General features: G+C 41.0%; 15 protein-coding genes and 2 pseudogenes. 7 read left to right on the top strand and 10 right to left on the bottom strand.

What is annotated here, in order from left to right; translation table 11 throughout:
- Positions 1-129 precede the first annotated feature (129 nt).
- The 5 genes from I8751_RS24975 to topA all read right to left on the bottom strand — a co-directional run bounded on the left by I8751_RS24975 (position 130) and on the right by topA (position 7,501).
- Positions 130-2,754 carry an HD family phosphohydrolase gene (locus I8751_RS24975; protein WP_214441782.1) on the bottom strand — a complete coding sequence of 875 codons (2,625 nt, stop codon included), beginning with the start codon at positions 2,752-2,754 and terminating at the stop codon, positions 130-132.
- Between the two features lie 207 nt (positions 2,755-2,961).
- Positions 2,962-3,906, bottom strand: a complete 945-nt coding sequence (locus I8751_RS24970; RefSeq protein ID WP_214441781.1) for an ADP-ribosylglycohydrolase family protein — start codon at positions 3,904-3,906, stop codon at positions 2,962-2,964.
- 62 nt (positions 3,907-3,968) lie between these two features.
- Positions 3,969-4,469: a type II 3-dehydroquinate dehydratase gene (aroQ, locus tag I8751_RS24965; RefSeq protein WP_214441780.1), complete on the bottom strand. Its 501-nt coding sequence runs from the start codon at positions 4,467-4,469 to the stop codon at positions 3,969-3,971.
- Positions 4,447-4,584, bottom strand: a complete 138-nt coding sequence (locus I8751_RS24960; RefSeq protein WP_193198416.1) for a hypothetical protein — start codon at positions 4,582-4,584, stop codon at positions 4,447-4,449. The genes aroQ and I8751_RS24960 overlap by 23 nt, the downstream gene beginning before the upstream one ends.
- 268 nt (positions 4,585-4,852) lie before the next feature.
- On the bottom strand, positions 4,853-7,501 hold the full coding sequence (gene topA / locus I8751_RS24955) for a type I DNA topoisomerase (protein WP_214441779.1): 2,649 nt from the start codon (positions 7,499-7,501) through the stop codon (positions 4,853-4,855).
- 571 nt (positions 7,502-8,072) lie between these two features.
- Between topA and I8751_RS24950 the strand changes: the two genes are divergently transcribed.
- From I8751_RS24950 to I8751_RS24925, 7 genes and pseudogenes are all read left to right on the top strand, one after another.
- Positions 8,073-8,366 carry a hypothetical protein gene (locus I8751_RS24950; RefSeq protein ID WP_214441778.1) on the top strand — a complete coding sequence of 98 codons (294 nt, stop codon included), beginning with the start codon at positions 8,073-8,075 and terminating at the stop codon, positions 8,364-8,366.
- Positions 8,332-9,387: a DUF6745 domain-containing protein gene (locus tag I8751_RS24945; RefSeq protein ID WP_225894395.1), complete on the top strand. Its 1,056-nt coding sequence runs from the start codon at positions 8,332-8,334 to the stop codon at positions 9,385-9,387. The genes I8751_RS24950 and I8751_RS24945 overlap by 35 nt, the downstream gene beginning before the upstream one ends.
- A 181-nt stretch (positions 9,388-9,568) precedes the next feature.
- Positions 9,569-9,859, top strand: a pseudogene (locus I8751_RS29880) (DUF6745 domain-containing protein); the annotation flags it as partial.
- A 223-nt stretch (positions 9,860-10,082) separates the two neighbouring features.
- Entirely contained in the window at positions 10,083-10,394 is a 312-nt protein-coding gene (locus tag I8751_RS24940) for an RNA recognition motif domain-containing protein (protein ID WP_214441777.1), read from the top strand.
- Positions 10,395-10,720: 326 nt separating this feature from the next.
- Complete coding sequence (locus I8751_RS24935; protein ID WP_214441776.1) at positions 10,721-12,283, top strand: NAD(P)H-quinone oxidoreductase subunit N; 1,563 nt, start codon at positions 10,721-10,723, stop codon at positions 12,281-12,283.
- A gap of 139 nt (positions 12,284-12,422) precedes the next feature.
- Entirely contained in the window at positions 12,423-12,818 is a 396-nt protein-coding gene (locus I8751_RS24930) for a hypothetical protein (RefSeq protein ID WP_214441775.1), read from the top strand.
- Positions 12,818-13,201 (top strand): type II toxin-antitoxin system VapC family toxin, encoded by a 384-nt coding sequence (locus I8751_RS24925; protein ID WP_214441774.1) that lies wholly within the window; start codon positions 12,818-12,820, stop codon positions 13,199-13,201. The genes I8751_RS24930 and I8751_RS24925 overlap by 1 nt, the downstream gene beginning before the upstream one ends.
- Before the next feature lie 59 nt (positions 13,202-13,260).
- Here I8751_RS24925 and I8751_RS24920 read toward each other — a convergent pair.
- The 5 genes and pseudogenes from I8751_RS24920 to I8751_RS24900 all read right to left on the bottom strand — a co-directional run.
- Positions 13,261-13,413: pseudogene (locus I8751_RS24920) on the bottom strand (ATP-binding protein); the annotation flags it as partial.
- A 487-nt stretch (positions 13,414-13,900) separates the two neighbouring features.
- On the bottom strand, positions 13,901-16,225 hold the full coding sequence (gene pcrA / locus I8751_RS24915) for a DNA helicase PcrA (protein WP_214441773.1): 2,325 nt from the start codon (positions 16,223-16,225) through the stop codon (positions 13,901-13,903).
- A 39-nt stretch (positions 16,226-16,264) separates the two neighbouring features.
- Positions 16,265-16,477 carry a DUF433 domain-containing protein gene (locus I8751_RS24910; protein WP_214441772.1) on the bottom strand — a complete coding sequence of 71 codons (213 nt, stop codon included), beginning with the start codon at positions 16,475-16,477 and terminating at the stop codon, positions 16,265-16,267.
- Between the two features lie 26 nt (positions 16,478-16,503).
- Entirely contained in the window at positions 16,504-17,079 is a 576-nt protein-coding gene (locus tag I8751_RS24905; protein WP_214441771.1) for a Uma2 family endonuclease, read from the bottom strand.
- A gap of 111 nt (positions 17,080-17,190) precedes the next feature.
- Positions 17,191-18,918, bottom strand: a complete 1,728-nt coding sequence (locus I8751_RS24900) for a sensor histidine kinase (protein WP_214441770.1) — start codon at positions 18,916-18,918, stop codon at positions 17,191-17,193.
- Positions 18,919-19,301: the final 383 nt, after the last annotated feature.

The raw sequence follows: 19,301 nt of genomic DNA, 5'->3' as shown, positions 1-19,301 counted from the left end.
AGGCAAATAAAACTACAACTCTTCGATAAGTGACTCAATCACCCTAACGGAACTACACTACGAGTTTATGCTCATCAAGTAGTGCAGTTCCCACCAGATTTGCCTTGTACCCGGATTTTTCACTCAGTATTAACTCTGAGCCAATTTTTCATTGCTTGCTTTTAACTTCGGATAAGCAATGCGTTTGTGATGGAATTGCTGCCAAACATCTACAAAGATTTGGGCGATTTGTGACATTTCTTCTCGTGTCAATCCTGAATCGATCATTTGATCGTCTTGCCATCTGGCACGGAGAATATTATTAAGCATTGATAATGCTTGTTCTGGAGTAGCGTCTTTGAGCGATCGCAGCGCCGCTTCACAAGAATCTGCTAACATAACAATTCCGGTCTCCCGTGATTGGGGAATTGGGCCATCATAACGAAACTCAACTTCATCTACTACAAGGCTGGGATTTTCTTCAGCCATTTGCTGTGCTTGGTGATAAAAATAAGCAATCAGCATTGTTCCTTGATGTTCAGGAATAAAAGCTTGAATAGCTGTGGGCACAAGGTGTTTTCGCGCCATCACTAACCCTTCACTAACGTGCTTTTTAATAATTGCTGCACTCTTCCAAGGGTCGTTAATTTCTGTTTCGTGTTTATTTGGCCCCCCCATTTGATTTTCAATAAAGCCAAGGGGGTCATGCATTTTACCAATATCGTGATAGAGGGTTCCAGCCCTGACTAGTTCCACATTACACCCTAATTTTTTCGCCGCAGCTTCGGCAAGGGTAGACACAAATAAGGTATGTTGAAAGGTTCCAGGCGTTTCAGTCGCAAGTCTTTTTAATAAAGGGCGATTAGGATTGGCCAGTTCGGCTAACCGAATAGGCGTTACTAAATCAAACAGTTTTTCTAAATAAGGACTCAAGCCTAGTGCGACAACACTCCAGACTAAGCCAGATAAAGCAAAGAACCCTGCCTCTTGAAGGACAATATACCAGCCTGCGCTAAATACTGCACCAATTAAAATTTTTGCAATCAGGTAAATAATGCCCTGAGTTAAGGCTATGGCAAGACCTAATAATGCCAGTTCCTCACGCGATCGCAATTTTTGAGCAATGCAACTACCTAATATTCCCCCAGCCGCACCAGCCAAAAGCGCAATCATGCTAATTTCCGAGTTCATACGTAGTATTAGTAACAACAGTCCCATAACTGTTACACCTAAACTCGGCCCGTAGAAACTCCCCAATAACAAACCAACAGCACTCCAACTTGTATACGGGATTCCTAATGCTAATACCCCAGGGGTACTTAAAGTCAGCAACAATACTAGCAGGCGATCGCGTTGCCGCAATTCACACTTAATCCGCTTTTCTACCCAGACAAAAATGCCAATTGCGCCTGTTACCACTGCTGCTAATTTCCCTAGACCCAGCCAGTTATTCTCCCGACGAATCAGTTGATAATGCTCTAATACCTCAAAGTGCCATGCGCTAATATTCTTTCCCTTAGCAACAATCACTTGACCTTGGTGTACTTCTATCATCACGGGTGTCACCCCAGCAGCAGCCTGTTGTGCTTGTTGTTTGGTTTGTTCTTCATCTTTTGTCAAATTCGGTTGCAATACAGCCAACAATAGTTTGGTTGCCAAAGATTCGGCATTTTTTGGTACAAACGTTTGTACTTGTAGGCTGACCGCGTTTTGTAAAATACTGGGCAGTAATCCAGATGGAATGCCTTGAGCGAGAATCCGCTCTGCACTCTGACGAATTCCTATTTGTGTTCTTGTCCACTCATCATCTGACAAGTTCAAAACAACAGTGCCGTTGTATATTGTATCGGAGTCGTTAGTCTCAAGCTGTAGAAGTTGGACACTAGCTTGGGTATAAGCTTGGCGTGATTGTGAAATTTGAGCAATGAGGGAGAATAAATTTTGCTCTGAGGTCGTGAGACGGTAAGTTTCTAATTCTGCTACTGCTTGAGTAAAATCAGTTTTTTGAGTGGGTAATGGAGAATAGGGAGTGCTGAGGTCTGATTTAGGAGAAGTTGCCTGTGATCCTCTACTATACTTATGTTTACTGGTGTTTTCTAGAGCTAACACCAGCGCTTGCCATTCCGAAACCGAACAAGAGCGTAGATAATGCTGGCTAGATATGGATAAAACTGAAGTGTCAAAAAAAGGAAAAGGCCCAGCAGCAGCACGGATTTCATCACCCTCATTTAGAAGTTGTTGCAAATTTTGGTCGATTTTTTCAGTGATTCGGGCATCTACTATCAACACAGGGATAGAACTTCTACTGACGGCTTTGCGTTGGGCCTCAGTTTCTCGGCGATCTTCAATAGTTGCAGTGTAAGGCGCTCTAATCGTCTGTGGTGCTATGTTACCTACTTGCAGTTGGGGACGATTGTATAATTTATGACCTACTACACCTGTTAAAGATAATATTGCGATCGCTAAAACAACGGAGAAACGCTTTTTATGAACCCAATCTAAAATTAATGTATTAATTCCACGCCGTTGGTTGACCGATTTTGCCATTGAACAGACTACTATTTTTCGTTTTCGGTGTTCGTTATTGGCAGTAATTTTGATTAAAAACAGAAGTGTATCGCTGATGAAATTTCTCAAAAATCTCTGGCGGCGATTTTTACTACTTTGACTTCTCACCTTGACAAGCAAGCGACTTTTTCGGCGTAGCGCTTTGTACCGTCGCCGCCAGTGAGTCCATCGCTGGTTCAAAGACCGAAGAAATCGCTGCGTTTTCATTACTTCTGGCTGCTTACTTTGACGGCTCAAAACAAGACAATCTTAAGAAAAGTTCCAATAGTAGTGGACATGATTAGGAACCTCAGCGGTGGGAAGTGGTTGAGGAGTGATAGTGAAATTAAATTGTAGTAGAAAAAATTATGATTTTTAATGATAAGTGATTGGATTTGTGTTATCGGACGCAAAATACCTGCACTGTTGAAAACATTAACGCGACCGGATGACGCGAGGAGCCGCATAGACACAAAGATTAGCCTCTTCGTCAGACATGATACTTCCTTCCTCCTGAATTTTATGAGCATTTGGGTCTAGACCATACACTCCTGACCACACAGCTACAAGTGCATCAGCCAATTCTAGCATTTGAGAAAAGTTGGTCATTTCCCCGCATGGTGAAAGCCAAATCTGCCACTTAACAGGAATACCCACAGTACTGTTATAAGCTCCTGATAAAGCTCCAGTAATTGCACCTATAGTTTGTGAGCGTAAATACCAAGAATCTTGTTTCCAAATATCGCCATTGCCAATAGCCCTTAAAACTGTCAGCCCAAAGTCTTCCAAAGTACTGAGAAAGCAGTAAAATGCCATACCAATAATATGACTCCATTCTTCTTCTCTACTTAATTCAGCTTGTACCTTTTCTAATGCAGCTCCTTGTTTTAACAATTCATTAACTTTTAATAATTGTTGTGGTATCGAGGTCTCTGTTTCTCCGATAAAAGAAATTGTTTGGGGGATGAGGGTTCGGGGTTCGATTTGTTCCAAGAGGGATTGAGCGATCGCATACCCTAATGCTAAGGTTACATCCCGAACGATGGGATCATCCTCCCAAATCTCCAACACATGTAACAAATTTTGTCGTAGTTTAATTTTATTTTCGTGAAAAAAAAGTGCCACTGGTATTGTGGCAAGTATTACTTGTGTTGAAATACCAACAGTTGTATCTAAATGAGGAGATTTTTGTAACTGCCGTTTTAGCCAATCATCTAAATCTAATTTACCCAGTGCAACCAAACTTTCAGCACCGAGGACGGCGATTTTACCTACATCAGTAAAAATTTGAGACTGTTGTTGATAACGCTGTGTTAAAGTTTGCCCCAGTAATACTCCGAGTAAAGTACCTCTAAACCGACTTACAAGTGAGTAGCGCATACATCAAGGATAAAGTGTGCTTACCTAGCGTCTTCCATAACACAAGATTAACTCTCCAGCCTTTATAATTCATCCTTTCTTAAATGATGTACCAATGCTTGTAAGCCTAATAGGTAACTCTGAGAACCAAAGCCACTAATTTGCCCAATTGCTACTGGAGCTATGTAAGAATGATGGCGGAATTCCTCCCGGCGGTAGATATTGCTGAGATGAACTTCTACTGTGGGCAGATTAACAGCGGCGATCGCATCCCGCAATGCCACACTAGTATGAGTGTAAGCCCCAGCGTTAATCAAAATTCCTTGATATTTCCCTATTGCTCCATGAATAGTATCTACTAAAACCCCTTCATGGTTTGACTGCAAGGGAAAAGTTTTCGCCTGTAATTTTAGTGCTGCGGCTTCTAACAGGCGATCAATTTCAGCTAGAGTCAGAGAACCATAGATTCCTGGCTCTCGTTGTCCTAGCAAATTTAAGTTTGGCCCATGCAGCACCAAAAGGCTTAAAGGTTGCAACGTCAAGTTTAGTACCTTTAAGCTATTAGCGACGACGCGAACGCTCATTCACAGGAATCGGAATTAGTTCCGGTTCCGGCTCAGCTTCTGGCCCTAACAGGGACTCAATCAGCTTACGTGCCAATTCCTTCAGCTTTTCCAGTACCTTTTCTATATAATCCATTGAACTGAGCGCTCCTGAGATACTAACTCAAATCTCGATTCACAGCTACGCAACAACTGGCGTGCTTTTGCACCTCTAGCTTGCAATTGGGATGATACACACTATCCTTTTTTAGACATGAGCTATTTCTAAAAATTTGGTGTTGTGATCTCCCTTACTTTTTAGAGTATCACATGAGCAGCCTATAAGACCGCATCTTCAAAAGGAAGGGCATTTTGAATCAACAGTCAAGAGTCAAAATACTCTTCCTCTTGACTCTTGACTCTAGTTAACCTTGTGCATCTTTTTTTCTGGCAGCAGTTGTTGATGACTTAGCAGTTGACTTGGATCTAGAACTTGTGGATTTACTTGTTTTGCGACTGGATTTTGTTGTTGATGCTTTGGTCGCCAGCAACTCCAGTGCAGTAGATAGGGTTACGTCTTCTACCGATTGACCTTCTGGAATACTGACATTTGTTTTTTCATGTTTGATGTAAGGGCCATAGGGGCCATCATAAATGTTTATTGGTGTACCGTCTTCAGGATGTGCGCCTAATTCTTTTAGGGCAGCTTTTGACTTGCTATTAGTATTACGCCCCTTTTTGGGTTCGGATAATAATTCCAAAGCCCGTTCTAGAGAAACAGTAAGGACGTTATCACTAGCTTTCAAGGAACGGTAATCTTTTCCTTCCTTTCCTTGGTCATGAACAACATAAGGGCCAAAGCGTCCTAAACTGGCTTGGATTTTGTTGCCAGTGACTGGGTGGACTCCCAATGTCCGGGGTAGTGCCAACAGTCCAACAGCCATATCCAATGTGATGTTTTCTGGGGTGACACCTTTAGGCAGGGAAGCTTGTTTGGGTTTAGGGTTTTCGTCGGATTTATCACCCAATTGAACATAAGGCCCATAAGCGCCAATTTTCACATAAATTGGTTCACCAGTTTCCGGATGGCGACCTACTTGGTCAGGCCCTGTAGTTTTTTGCCTTAGTAATACTTCTACCTGTTTGGGATCAAGGTCAGCTGGTGTGAGATCTTTGGGAATAGAAGCGGTGATTACCCCTTCACCATTTGTAACTTCAATATAAGGGCCATATTTACCAATTCGGACTTTAGCTTCTAAATTTTCTAGTTCTACGGTTCTGGCTTTAGTGGCATCAATTTGACTTTCTTGTTCTCTAACCAGAGTTTCTAAACCTTTGTCTCCCAGATAAAATTTCCGTAAGTATGGTAGCCATTCAGCTTCACCATCGGCAATATCATCCAGGGTTTGCTCCATTTTGGAGGTGAAACTAGGGTCTACAACATCAGGAAAATGTTTTTCTAGTAGATCAGTGACAGCAAAGGCGGTGAAGGTGGGAATGAGAGCATTACTCACCAAATGGGCATAACCCTTGTCGATAATTGTGCCGATGATACTGGCGTAGGTGCTAGGACGACCAATGCCTTCACTTTCTAAAGTTTTGACCAAAGTAGCTTCGGTGTACCGGGCTGGTGGTTGGGTTTCGTGACCAACAGCTTCTAAGTTTGTACAATTGGGGCGATCGCCTACTTTCATGCTCGGCAATATGACTTCTTGGTCTTCTAATGCCGCTTCTGGGTCATCTGAACCTTCGACGTAAGCGCGTAAGTATCCCGGAAAGTCAATGCGCTTACCAGAAGAACGAAAACCTGCATCTTCAACTTGCAGCTGTACGCTAATTTGGGTTTGCCGAGAGTCGGCCATTTGGCAGGCGACAGTACGCTTCCAAATCAAGTCATAAACAGCAAATTCTCGACCGCCCAAGCCAGTTTCTTGGGGGGTGCGGAAGGTACTACCTGCTGGACGAATGGCTTCGTGTGCCTCTTGTGCGCCTTTAGATTTGGTGGTGTATTGCCTAGGTTGGGGGCTGAGATAGTTTTGGCCATACAGTTGTTCTACACAGCTACGAGCAGCTGCGATCGCCTGATCTGATAAATGTACAGAATCTGTACGCATATAGGTTATGTACCCTTGCTCGTACAAATTTTGAGCAATCCGCATTGTGTCTCTAGCTGAGAGGCGCAGTTTCCGGTTAGATTCTTGTTGCAAGGTCGAAGTCGTAAACGGTGGCGCAGGTTTGCGCGTCACTGGACGTTCTTCTACATCTTTGACACTCCAGGGTTTACCCGTCAGGCGTTCCTTGAGAGTGACTGCATCTTCTTCTGAAAGCAACACGACATTGCGACCAGCCACTATTTGACCAGTTGCGGCATCGAAATCGCTACCAGTTGCGACTTTTGTGCCTGCTAGGGTCACTAATTGGGAAGTAAAGGGACTTTTTTCTTGCTCTAAATAAGCTTTTAAATCCCAGTATGTACCTTCACGGAAGGCGCGGCGCTGACGTTCCCGATTAACTAAAAGTCGTACAGCTACAGATTGCACCCTTCCAGCAGATAATCCCCAGGCGATTTTTTTCCATAACAAAGGAGACAAAGTATAGCCAACTAATCGATCTAAAATTCGTCGTGTTTCTTGGGCACGAACTAGTTGCTCATCGATATCACGGCAATTTTTCAAAGCTTTTTTGATGGCTTCTTGGGTAATTTCATGAAACACCATCCGCTTTGTTGGGACTTTTGGCTTCAGCAATTGGTATAAATGCCAACTAATGCTTTCACCTTCCCGGTCTTCGTCCGTTGCTAAAATCAATTCATCTACATCTTTGAGCGCATCTTTGAGCTGGGTGACAATTTTCTTTTTGTCTTTGGGGACAACATACACCGGTTCAAAGTCGGCATCCACATTTACCCCCAGTTGCGCCCATTTTTCTGCTTTGACAGCAGCGGGAATTTCACTAGCCGACTGGGGTAGGTCACGCACATGACCCATAGATGCTTCCACCCGATAGCCTTTTGGCAGGTAGTTACGAATGGTACGAGCTTTAGTCGGAGATTCGACGATGACGAGAGTTGACATGGAAATTTCAAGAAAAAGAGTAGCTGCTCAGCTAAACAGTCAAGTTGAGGTAATTTCGGCGAAATGTCAAGATAAAACGTCAACTAAAAAGTGAAGTCAGAAGTACGTAGATCCCCTTTGGGGGCTGGCCACAGGCTGGGATCAATTAAAAAATTATTCACCCTGTCTTGAAGCTTTGCTTTCTTTTTTCATTCTTCATCTTTTTTTAGTCACGCTTAGGTTGTGATTTCATCCTCACACAAACTGCCTGTTAGAGTAGAAAATCCGCCCTTACTTTAGGCGCAGTTCTTCCCAGAGGATAGAGCAGAGGAATGCTGGGTTGTGAATTTCCAGCTATTTCAATCTTTAACTTATCTCAGGCAAATTGGCGACTAAAGTTTTCAAAATACCCCCTGAAGTGTAATGGAGGGATACGGTCTCTGCTTGAGAAGTGAAGGACATAAACAATTCTAAATTCCTCTCTCCCGCATCTTTTCATCTTTCCATTTCCCAAAGAGGTTGTGCCAAAATTAAATCAGACTTAAGAGCAAAAGCGAAGTGAGGTTTATACCTATTTTTGGGAGGCTAAACTATGCAAGCAATTCGTCAAGGTGATGTTATATTACTGCCTGTACAAGAAGTTACGGGACAAAAGATACATCATTTAATTTTGGCAGAAAGCGAAGTTACAGGGCATAAACATCGTATTTCTGAGGGAAAAGCCGAATTATCTGAGCAAGATGGCACTTTTTATCTACGTGTGTTTTCAGCAAGTGCGTTGCTTGCTCATGAAGAACATCAAGCTATTTCTATTCCCCAAGGTCATTGGATGGTGAAAATTCAGCGGGAATATGAGCCGGAAGGTTGGCGGTATGTCGCTGATTGATAAGCTTACGCCTGAGCAAGAAGCTTTGATTCCAGTTTATCGGGAGAAGTGGAGAGCGATCGCGCTTTCTACTGAGCGAATTGATAGGGAGAAAGCAGCAGAAGCGGTGAAGGCTGGGTATAACGCAATTCATAAACAATCACCTGAAATTATTTTTTGTGATAGTCCTTATGCTGGTTTAAAAATTGTAATTCAGAGGCAACTCAAGTACCGATTGAACACCGAATTTCACAACCAGTTGTTGTACCAATTTACAAATGAATTACGTAGCCAACTAGCATATCAACTAGATAGCCAGATTAGCAACCAAATACTTACTTTCATATCACCAGATTTAACTACGCTAGAAGATGTATTAAGAAGTGAATTAAAACTTCAGCTTCAAGTTAAAACTAATCTTCGTAATCCTTGGTTTAAAGCCCAGTTATATTCAGGTGCGTGCAGTTTTTTAGACTTCTATATTTCGGCTTTAAACTGCTATTACAACCCAATTAAATGGCAAGCATTAAAATCGTTATTAGAATATTGTAGCTGGATTCTGCCTTACGAAAAAATTTGTATTGTCTGCGATCGCCCGCTTCACTTACGCTTCGATCATCAAAATCGCCTCCATGCTGAAGGTGAACCCGCCATTGAATTTACTGATGGTTATAGCCTGTACTCTTATCATGGTGTAACCTTACCTGAAAAGTACGGTAAAATCCAACCACAGCAATGGTCAGCTACTTGGTTACTCACAGAAAAAAATGCTGAACTGCGGCGAATATTAATTCAGGGTATTGGTTATGCTCGAATTTGCCAAGAATTAAAAGCAATGGAATTAAATAATTGGCATGAATACACATTATTAAAAATAGATGCAGAGGTTGATGAGGAGCCAATTTATTTATTAAAAATGACTTGTCCCAGCACAAATTTTATTCATACACTACGAGTTCCACCTGAAATTAAGTCAGCGCGTGAAGCGATTCGCTGGGTAAATTGGGGAATTGATCCAGAAGATTTTGCTGTGCAAACCTGATTTGTTGGGTTTGCACAGCAACTTCACTGAAGGGGTGACATTTTAATTTCTATCTTTTGATTTAAAGCTGCTGCAATCCGAGCCAAGATAGACAAAGAAGCTAAATAATTTTAGTGAACAGTTTCCAAGCTGTTGTTAGAGTTTGTTTTACTTTCTTCCTTTGCAATGTTCAGCTAGTTGATTACTCACAGAAAAAAATACTGAACTACGACGAGTATTAATTCAGGGTATTGGTTATGCTCGAATTTGCCAAGAATTAAAAGCAATTGAATTAAATAATTGGCATGAATACACATTATTAAAAATAGATGTAGAGATTGATGAGGAGCCAATTTATTTATTAAAGATGACTTGTCCCAGCACAAATTTTATTCATTTCCTACGAGTTCCGCCTGAAATTAAGTCAGCGCGTGAAGCAATTCGCTGGGTAAATTGGGGAATTGATCCAGAGGAATTTGCTGTGCAAACCTGATTTTTTGATAGAGTAATCAACAAACAAAATAGTAACCATAGTTGAATACAATGCATCTAATCACACATCTAGATAAAGGTAGATATTCAGTTTTTACTAGATAGAAGTTGTGCTAGCATAATCCTGGAGAAGTGACTTCGGCGGTACGAATCTTGTTGTTAGTAATAATTGCAAACGGCTCGACCGATGAGCATCTCTGCATAAATGGATTCTGGAGAGTTTCATGTCAATCTACGTAGGGAACCTATCCTACACCGTCACACAAGACGACCTCACGAAAGTATTTTCTGATTACGGGACTGTAAAGCGCGTTCAACTACCCACAGATAGGGAAACGGGACGCGCACGAGGCTTTGGTTTCGTAGAAATGGAATCATCAGCCGCAGAAGATGCTGCCATTGAGGCTCTAGATGGTGCCGAATGGATGGGGCGTGTAATGAAAGTTAATAAAGCTAGACCACGGGAGGAGAAAAGTACTCGCTCTGGCGGTGGCAACTGGGGAAAAAATAGTGGTGGATACTCACGAGACTATTAAGCCTTAAGATCATTTACCAATTAAAAATAATCCCAAAACCAGCAGTTCAGTAGATAACTGGGCTGCTTATTTGTTAAATTATTAAATTTGTGTTGAAAAATTTCTTTGAGCCAAAACACAAATGCGATACTTCAACATAATTTAATCTGATGGTTTGGATAGTAAGCCGATGTGAAAAAAAAGCTACTACGCTTCTTATAAAAAGCTTTCAGCTATGGACTCGTCCATATCATAAGATAAAAAGGTTAATGCAACTTTGGACAATAACAATAGATAGAATAAACTCAGCTAGCCTTAATGTCTAATCGCCAAAACCTATATATCTCATGGATTTTGCTAATCTTGCATCCCAGTTAAATACTGGAACGATTTTGCCAGAGGGGATTGTAATTATCACCCTCTTGGGGGTTTTGATTGTTGATTTGATTTTGGGGCGCACGTCTTCACGCTGGATTGCATATCTAGCGATCGCAGGTTTACTGGCTGCGACTGTCGCCCTATATTTTCAATGGGATACAACTAATCCCATTTCCTTTACCGGTAGTTTTAATGGTGATGACCTCAGTATCGTTTTTCGCGGTATTATAGCTTTGTCTGCCGCTGTCACTATATTGATGTCAATTCGCTACATTGAGCAGAGTGGTACTGCTTTAGCCGAATTCATCGCTATTTTGTTGAGTGCAACCTTAGGAGGAATGTTTTTATCCGGGGCTAGTGAGTTGGTGATGATTTTCATCTCCCTAGAAACCCTGAGTATCTCCTCTTATTTGCTAACAGGTTATACCAAGCGTGACCCCCGTTCTAATGAAGCGGCGCTCAAATACCTGTTAATTGGAGCTTCCAGTACAGCAGTATTTTTGTACGGCGTATCACTACTGTATGGTCTATCGGGTGGACAGACAGAACTAGGTGCTATAGCCAATGGCATTGCCAATGCTAACGCTGGTCAATCCTTGGGTTTAGTGATTGCTCTAGTGTTTGTAATTGCAGGTATTGGCTTTAAAATTTCTGCTGCACCTTTCCACCAATGGACACCAGACGTTTACGAAGGCGCTCCCACCCCAGTGATTGCCTTTTTATCTGTTGGTTCCAAAGCAGCTGGGTTTGCCTTAGCTATCCGTTTACTGACAACAGCCTTTCCTCTGGTGGCTGAAGAGTGGAAATTTGTCTTCACCGCCCTAGCTGTTCTCAGCATGATTTTGGGTAACGTAGTGGCCCTCGCCCAAACCAGCATGAAACGGATGTTAGCTTATTCATCCATTGCTCAAGCTGGATTTGTGATGATTGGCATGATTGCTGGGACTCAGGCGGGTTATGCCAGCATGATCTTTTACTTACTGGTTTACCTGTTCATGAACCTATGCGGCTTTACCTGCATAATTCTGTTCTCTCTGCGGACAGGAACCGACCAGATAGCTGAATATTCTGGTTTGTACCAAAAAGACCCATTATTGACATTGGGTTTGAGTATCTCCCTACTTTCTTTAGGCGGTATTCCACCATTGGCTGGATTTTTCGGGAAGATTTACTTGTTTTGGGCTGGTTGGCAAGCTGGTCTTTACTGGTTAGTTTTGTTGGGCTTAGTTACCAGCGTCGTCTCCATTTACTACTACATCCGCGTAGTCAAGATGATGGTAGTCAAAGAACCCCAAGAAATGTCCGATGTGGTGAAGAACTACCCCGAAGTGCGTTGGGATTTACCTGGACTGAGACCTTTGCAAGTGGGGCTAGTAATGACTTTGATTGCCACTACCATAGCAGGGGTTTTGTCAAATCCACTGTTTACACTGGCGAATAACTCTATTTCTCATACTCCAATGTTGGAAGCAACATTGGTTAAGACCACTCAAGTCAGTGCGATCGCTCCTGAGCAATCAGAGGGATTATAGACTAGACTTTGACTAATGGCTAATAGCTATTTTGAATAGCTATTAGCCACAGTACTTATACAACTAGCACCAAATAATCCTCTAAATCAAAAATTTTGCTTCTTCACCTCAATAGTTCATATTTATAACTAATAACATTATGTATACTAGCGAAAAAGTACGTTCAATATCGTCTACACTACCTTCTTTAAACCTTGCGGATTTACAATTATTAAAAGCAGAAATTGAATCTATTATTAGAACAAAAAATATAAAGTGGATTGCACTTGAACCGACAACCGATGTGAAGACTTCGGAAGTAACTTCTAGTAAAGTTTATAAAAAAACTTTTGCTCAATCCTTAGGAGGAATAGAGTTCGCTCATACACTTAGTTCACCTGTAACTACTGGAACTCTAGATGAGGAAATGAAAATCACTGAACCTGCTAAAAAGCCTTCTAGGCCTTTAGGTATTTGGAAAGGACAAATAGAAATATCAGAAGATTTTTATAAAACATCAAGCGATATTTATTCTGAGTTTGGTATAGAAGAGTAATGGAATTATTGCTTGATAGTTGTGCTTTAATATGGTCACTTGAAGATAACCCTTATCTTTCGCCTGAAGCTCGTCAGCAAATTTCTGATTCTTCAAATAATGTGTTTGTTAGTGCTGCTAGCGTTTGGGAAATAGAAATAAAAAGAAAAAAAGGACAACTTAAGACTCCAGAAAATTTATTACAGGCTATTATCAATACTCAGTTGAGTTTTTTATCAATTACAGAATACCATGCTGTTAAAGCAGCATCGCTACCTGAATATCATAAAGACCCTTTTGATAGACTTTTAATAGCACAAGCTATGTTAGAAAAGATGGTTATAATTACTTCTGATACTGCATTTATAAAATATGGAGTATCAGTTTTATTTATTACTAAGTAATAAATAATAAAATTTTATCGCACCACCATCAACACTAACGCGGAAGTGTGATCATGTTTTCAATCAACTAAACTCAGAGGCATTTTAACTATAAATTCTGTACCTTTCCCCGGTGTAGAAAAACAGCTAATTTTTCCTTTATGTTTTTCAACTATAATTTGATAGCTGACAAATAGTCCTAATTCAGTACCTTTACCTACAGGTTTTGTTGTCAGGGCGAATGCACGGGATTTCTGAAATCCTTGCTGGATAAGGATCTTGACTAAAAATTAGGCTAAATTTAAAACGCCGAAACCCTTGTTATTAAAGGATTCTTATACTTTAGATGCGTTTGCCCTGGTTTTGTTGTGAACAAGGGATCAAATAATTTTGAGCGTACTTGTTCATTCATTCCTAGACCGTTATCAGAAATTGTGATGGCAATCTATTTTTAATCAATTACCTCATTTTACTGCATAGGCATCGACATAAAAACTCATCGGTAGACTAACAGTGTATCCAAAAACTGTGAATATTAAAGCTGTTGGAATCGTGAGTTTCAAGTTTTTAAATAGCAAGGATTGCATGGCGAGAATGCAGTTTTTAGAACCGCTTATAAAAAACTAAAATACTAATGAATAAACGTAATATCCAATCCAACTTGATATTGAGCCAGTCTAACTTTCATCATAGATCAATCATTGTGTAGAGTTAGGTCTCTTAATCCACTTTTTGTAACTGCGCTACTCTAGGGTCAACGATTTTCTGCCCCAGGCTAGAGAACTTAATCGCCACAGAAACTTTATTACCTTCTCCAAAAACATGGGTTATTTCACCAATACCAAATGTTTTATGTAATACCCGATCGCCCACATGCCAATTTTGTTTTGTCTGTTGCTGTCCACGAGTTGCTGAAGCGCTTTTTGTATAAGTTTGATAGCTCTTGCGTTGTTGAGCTAATAATTCTTCGGGTAATTCATCTAAAAATTGCGATCGCATGGCGGGTTCACGAGAACCATACAAACGGCGTTCGCGAGCAAAGGACAAATATAACCGTTCTTGGGCGCGAGTAATTCCTACATAACATAGGCGGCGTTCTTCTTCTAAAGATGCAGGATCACTCAGCGAACGGTAGCCAGGAAATAGCCCTTGTTCTAAACCCACTAAAAAGACCACGGGAAATTCCAAACCCTTGGAAGAGTGCAAAGTCATTAAAGAGACTGCGGTTTGTCCTTCTTTCAAGTTATCTAAATCAGAACTGAGGGCGGTACTTTGTAGAAAGGCTTGCAAGGTAACATCTTCGTTTTCTTCTTGAAATTGCAAAGCGGCGTTATAAAGTTCCTGAACGTTTTGTACCCTATCTGTAGCTTCATCTGTGCCTTGATTCATCAAATCTTGGACGTAACCAGAGTCTTCTAATATTCCTTGCAGCATCTCAGTAACTGGAATTGTGGCGATTTGTTCTTGCCAACGATTAATCATGGCAGCAAAGTTATTTACGCCTTTTGTTGCCCGTCCAGCTAATGTATTAACTGAGGTTTCATCACTGAGTATTTCCCACAGTGTTGTACCTAGTTGTTGAGAAGCATTAACCAAAGCATCAATGGTGGTTCTGCCAATACCGCGCCGGGGAGTGTTGATCACTCGTAATAAACTGACGGTATCAGATGGGTTAGCGATCGCTCTTAAATAAGCAATAACATCTTTAATTTCTTTGCGATCGTAAAACTTCATTCCTCCTACAACTGTGTAAGGAATTTGATTCCTCACTAACAATTCTTCAAAAGGTCGAGATTGGGCGTTGGTACGATAAAGTATGGCAAAACTGCCCCAATCTAACTCTGGATTTTGGTGTTTTAAAGTCTGAATTTGATTGATGACAAAATCAGCTTCTTCTAGTTCATTATCAGCTTTGTGACAATAAATTTGTTCACCTGCTCCTCGTGTAGGTTTCAGGACTTTATCAATTCTTTGGGTGTTATTTTCGATGAGTTCGTTGGCTGCTTGGAGAATGTTTTCACAGGAACGATAATTTTCTTCTAGCTTCACCATCGAACGGGTGTCTTCATCTGGCAAACCATCACCAAAATCATTCTGAAATTCCAGCAAGATGGTAAAGTCTGCCATCCGAAAGCTGTAAATAGATTGATCCGCGTCACCGACGACAAAAACTGAGCGATTGCGCCATTCCCATTCGCTTTTTCTGTCTTCGCCATTTGTGACTAACAAACGAATTAGGTCGTACTGAGTGCGGTTAGTATCTTGGTATTCATCTACAAGAATATGGCAAAATTTACGATGCCAGTAGCCTAGTACCTGTTCGTTTTGCTGGAAAAGTCGAGTAGGAATAAGAATGAGATCATCAAAATCTAGAGCATTGTTTTCTGCTAACCTATCCTGATAGCAACTGTAGACTTGGGAAATCACTCGTCCGCGATAATTAGGTTGTTCGCGCTCTAAGTCTTGGGGTGAGAAGCCTTGGTTTTTAGCGTTGCTGATGGCGTAGCGTACAGAACGGGCATCAAATTTTTTATCGTCTAAATTTAATTGTTTGTTGACGATATCTTTAATTACGGTTTGGACATCTGATTCGTCAAAGATTGAAAAATTACGATTCCATTTGCGCCCTTTTTCGTCTGCATATTTTTCGATATCAAAACGAAGGATGCGAGAAAAAAGACTGTGGAAAGTTCCACACCACAAGTTTTTGATGGTAGTTTTATAAACTTGCGATCGCAGTTGCATTTGTTGGTATTCTGTCAACAAATCCAAACGTTGACCGTATTCTTTCATAGCCAATTGTTCGGCAAATAGCTTCTGAATCCGTTCTTTCATTTCCCGTGCGGCTTTATTGGTAAATGTAACCGCTAGGATATTTTCAGGGTCAACACGGTGTTTGAGAATCAAGTTAGCAATGCGATAAGTCAAAGCTCGTGTTTTGCCAGAACCTGCGCCAGCAACAACTAGCAACGGGCCGCAGTAATGTTCAACGGCTTGACGTTGGCTGGGGTTAAGGTGACTGAGAAAGTCAATGGTTGTGGTCATGGGTGTGAGGAGTGCGATCGCTGCTAGTCAATTGGTATTTTAGCAGTGTCTTCTATAACCTTTTTGCATCTCAAAAATTAAGGCTTGCTGAATATCTTCATCTTCGAGTTCTGGGAACTCTTGATAGAGTTCTTCTCGATTAGGATATGTGGCTAGTAACTCAATTACCCGACGAACAGTAAGGCGAAGATTACGAATGCAGGGCTGTCCATTCATTCGCTGAGGATTGCTGGTAATGCGGTTTAATTTCATGAGGTAGCTCTAATTCGTTGCGAAAATCACCAAACCTCTGTTAAGTCTAAAACAAATCCCGGCAATACATTTTCTCCTGACAAAGTAGTGGGATGATCTAATATTTCTACATCTTGATCTGGTCTGTATACCTCAACCTTCCGGTTTTTTCGGTCAATTAACCATCCCAACTTAGCCCCATTTTCCATATATTCCCGCATTTTTGCCCGCAATGTCTCGATGTTGTCTGAGGGTGATTTCAGTTCTACAACCAAGTCAGGACAAATAGGAGCAAAGCCTTCTTGCTCTTGGGGTGTCAAAATTTCCCATCGCTCTAATTTTATCCAAGCAGCATCAGGTGAGCGATTGGCTCCATTAGGTAAATGAAACCCTGTAGATGAGTTAAATGCCTTACCTAGCTTGGTTTGACGATTCCATAACCAGATTTGCCCTTCAATATCTAAGTTGCGATTACCTGTATCACTACCAGTAGGAGGCATAACAATTAACTCTCCTGAAGCAGTTCTTTCTAGCCTCAAATCACGGTTAACTTGGGCGAGTTCTTGAAACTGCTCTTGACTAACTTTGAAGCTTTGGGGAATAGTGAGCGTAGTATTGGCCATAATATACAGCCTGTGAAAGTTTGGCAGCTTAAATCTATGGTGTCATAACTGGGGGAATATATCTGGCGATAAGCGAAGCTTAAGCCTTCGGCGATCGCACTTTAAAACAGCTTATTCTTGTACAGTTAGTGGTAGGTGAACAGTAAAAGTAGACCCAACTCCTAACTGACTTTCGACAAAAATCTCACCTCCCATCATCTGGCAAAAGTGGCGGCTAATTGCTAATCCCAGTCCAGTACCACCATACTTTTTCGTAGTCGAGGTATCCCCTTGGGTGAAGGGTTGAAACAACTGTTGCTGTTGGTTGGGAGACATCCCAATACCTGTATCGCCGACAGTGAAAGTGATGATACCAAAAGGAGCATCTTCTAAAAAGTTGTCTTTTTCGCTCTTGACTATCAACGTTACCTTGCCGTTGTTGGTAAATTTGGCGGCATTACTCAGTAGGTTTAATAAGACTTGTTGCATTCTAGTTTGATCTGCGTACATTGTTCCCAACTGCTCATCACAATCTATTTCTAAAACATTGCCATTTTTTTCTATGGTTGGCTTAATTGTGAGGACAAGGTTATTAATCAACGTCGCAATCTCAAATGTCTCTGGATAGAGGGTCATTTTTCCGGCTTCGATTTTCGACAAGTCGAGGATGTCGTTAATCAGTTGCAGTAAATGTCTACCAGCAGAATTAATTGTTTCTAGGTCAGTAATAAAGTCTCCCGATAAACTTAAATCGGTAGCGTCGTCTTGCAGAAGTTGGCTTAAACCAATTACGGCGTTCAGCGGTGTGCGTAATTCATGGCTAACGTTGGCTAAAAATTCGCTTTTGGCTTTGCTAGCAGCTTCTGCTAATTCTTTAGCTTGTTCTAGTTCTTTAGTGCGTTCCGATACGCGCTCAATCAGACGATTGAGAGATTTAGCTAATAATCCAATTTCATCTTCAGTAGTAACTGGCGCACGCAAATCGAAATTAGATTTTCTAGCTACTTGTTCAGCTACTTGAGTTACAGTGATTACTGGTTCTGCGATCGCTCGACTAGTACGCCACGCTATGACAGCAGCGATCGCTACTGACACCAGCATACTCACCATCACAATTAATCTCTCAACTCCCTTGGCTTGCTCTACATCTTTTTGTCTTTTCTGTTCTTGATTTTCCGCAGTTTGCAAAACTCTGGTCAAATCTTGTGAGAGTTGATCTAATCGCTTGGCTGTTTCACCACGCATTGTTTGCAATAATTGCTCTCGTACTAATGAAACTTCCTGTGATTGCAATTGCTGAGAATCAATTTTTTGCAATACAGCTTCTATTTGATCAACGTAAGATTTTAAGTTATTTCCATAATCCTGTAATAAAGCCTGTAAATTAGCACTTGTTGCTGCTAATGTTTTCGGTTTACTGTTTACAAAACTAGCAATTTCTGGCTCTAAATTTTTGGCTTTTTCAACACTATTGAGAAATTGAGCTTTTTTAAGTGGCAATTGCTGTGCATCTCCTAAGACAGCAACTAAGTTTGAGCTATACAATTGTGCCCCTACTACCGCATCTTTATAATTATTCAGTAGTTGTCTTTGCTCTTGGGCTTGATTAAATTGCCTAATTTCTCGCCCCCGGTAGTAGTTGGCGATTACTAAACCGGTAAGTGAGCCAAAAAAGCCAATTCCAATTGCCACAAAGTATCCATAGCCAATTTTTTGATGTATGCGCCAGGAACTAGCTTTGAGTTTCCCTCGCGAGGGAAATTCTATGGTCGGGAGTTCGTCTATCAAAGGCTCTTTGGCTGACACTTTTTTGCTGTTTGAACTGCTGTCAACAGGGATTGGCTTTTTTTGAGTTTGCATCCCTCAAATCTCCTTGCCCTCCCGCAAAAATCAACACACTAGTCTCGTTTGTAGAATCATTTATACTAATAAATCACACCGAAACTGTCTTTCTTTTATGTCAAATAATTGTTCGTCAAATAATTTGCATGAATTCATGAAATTTGAGCAGCTTTGATATGAATGTTTACATAATCCTTAGGTAGTCGACAAACACTAATTACTTCTTTTAGCAGCAAATACGTTTGGACAGTAAAAAGATACTTTTTTTGCTACTGTGTTGATACTGAATTCATCAAGGCAGTATTTCAGATATCGGTGAAACTGCTCTTTTAATCTTGATCTACCCTTCGATGAGGGATCCAATAGAACATCTATAGTAATGTGTTTCTATTCTCCACTGC

Source organism: Atlanticothrix silvestris CENA357 (assembly GCF_016056295.1).
GTDB classification, from domain to species: Bacteria; Cyanobacteriota; Cyanobacteriia; order Cyanobacteriales; family Nostocaceae; genus Atlanticothrix; species Atlanticothrix silvestris.
This window is presented reverse-complemented; position numbering and strand designations above follow the sequence as displayed.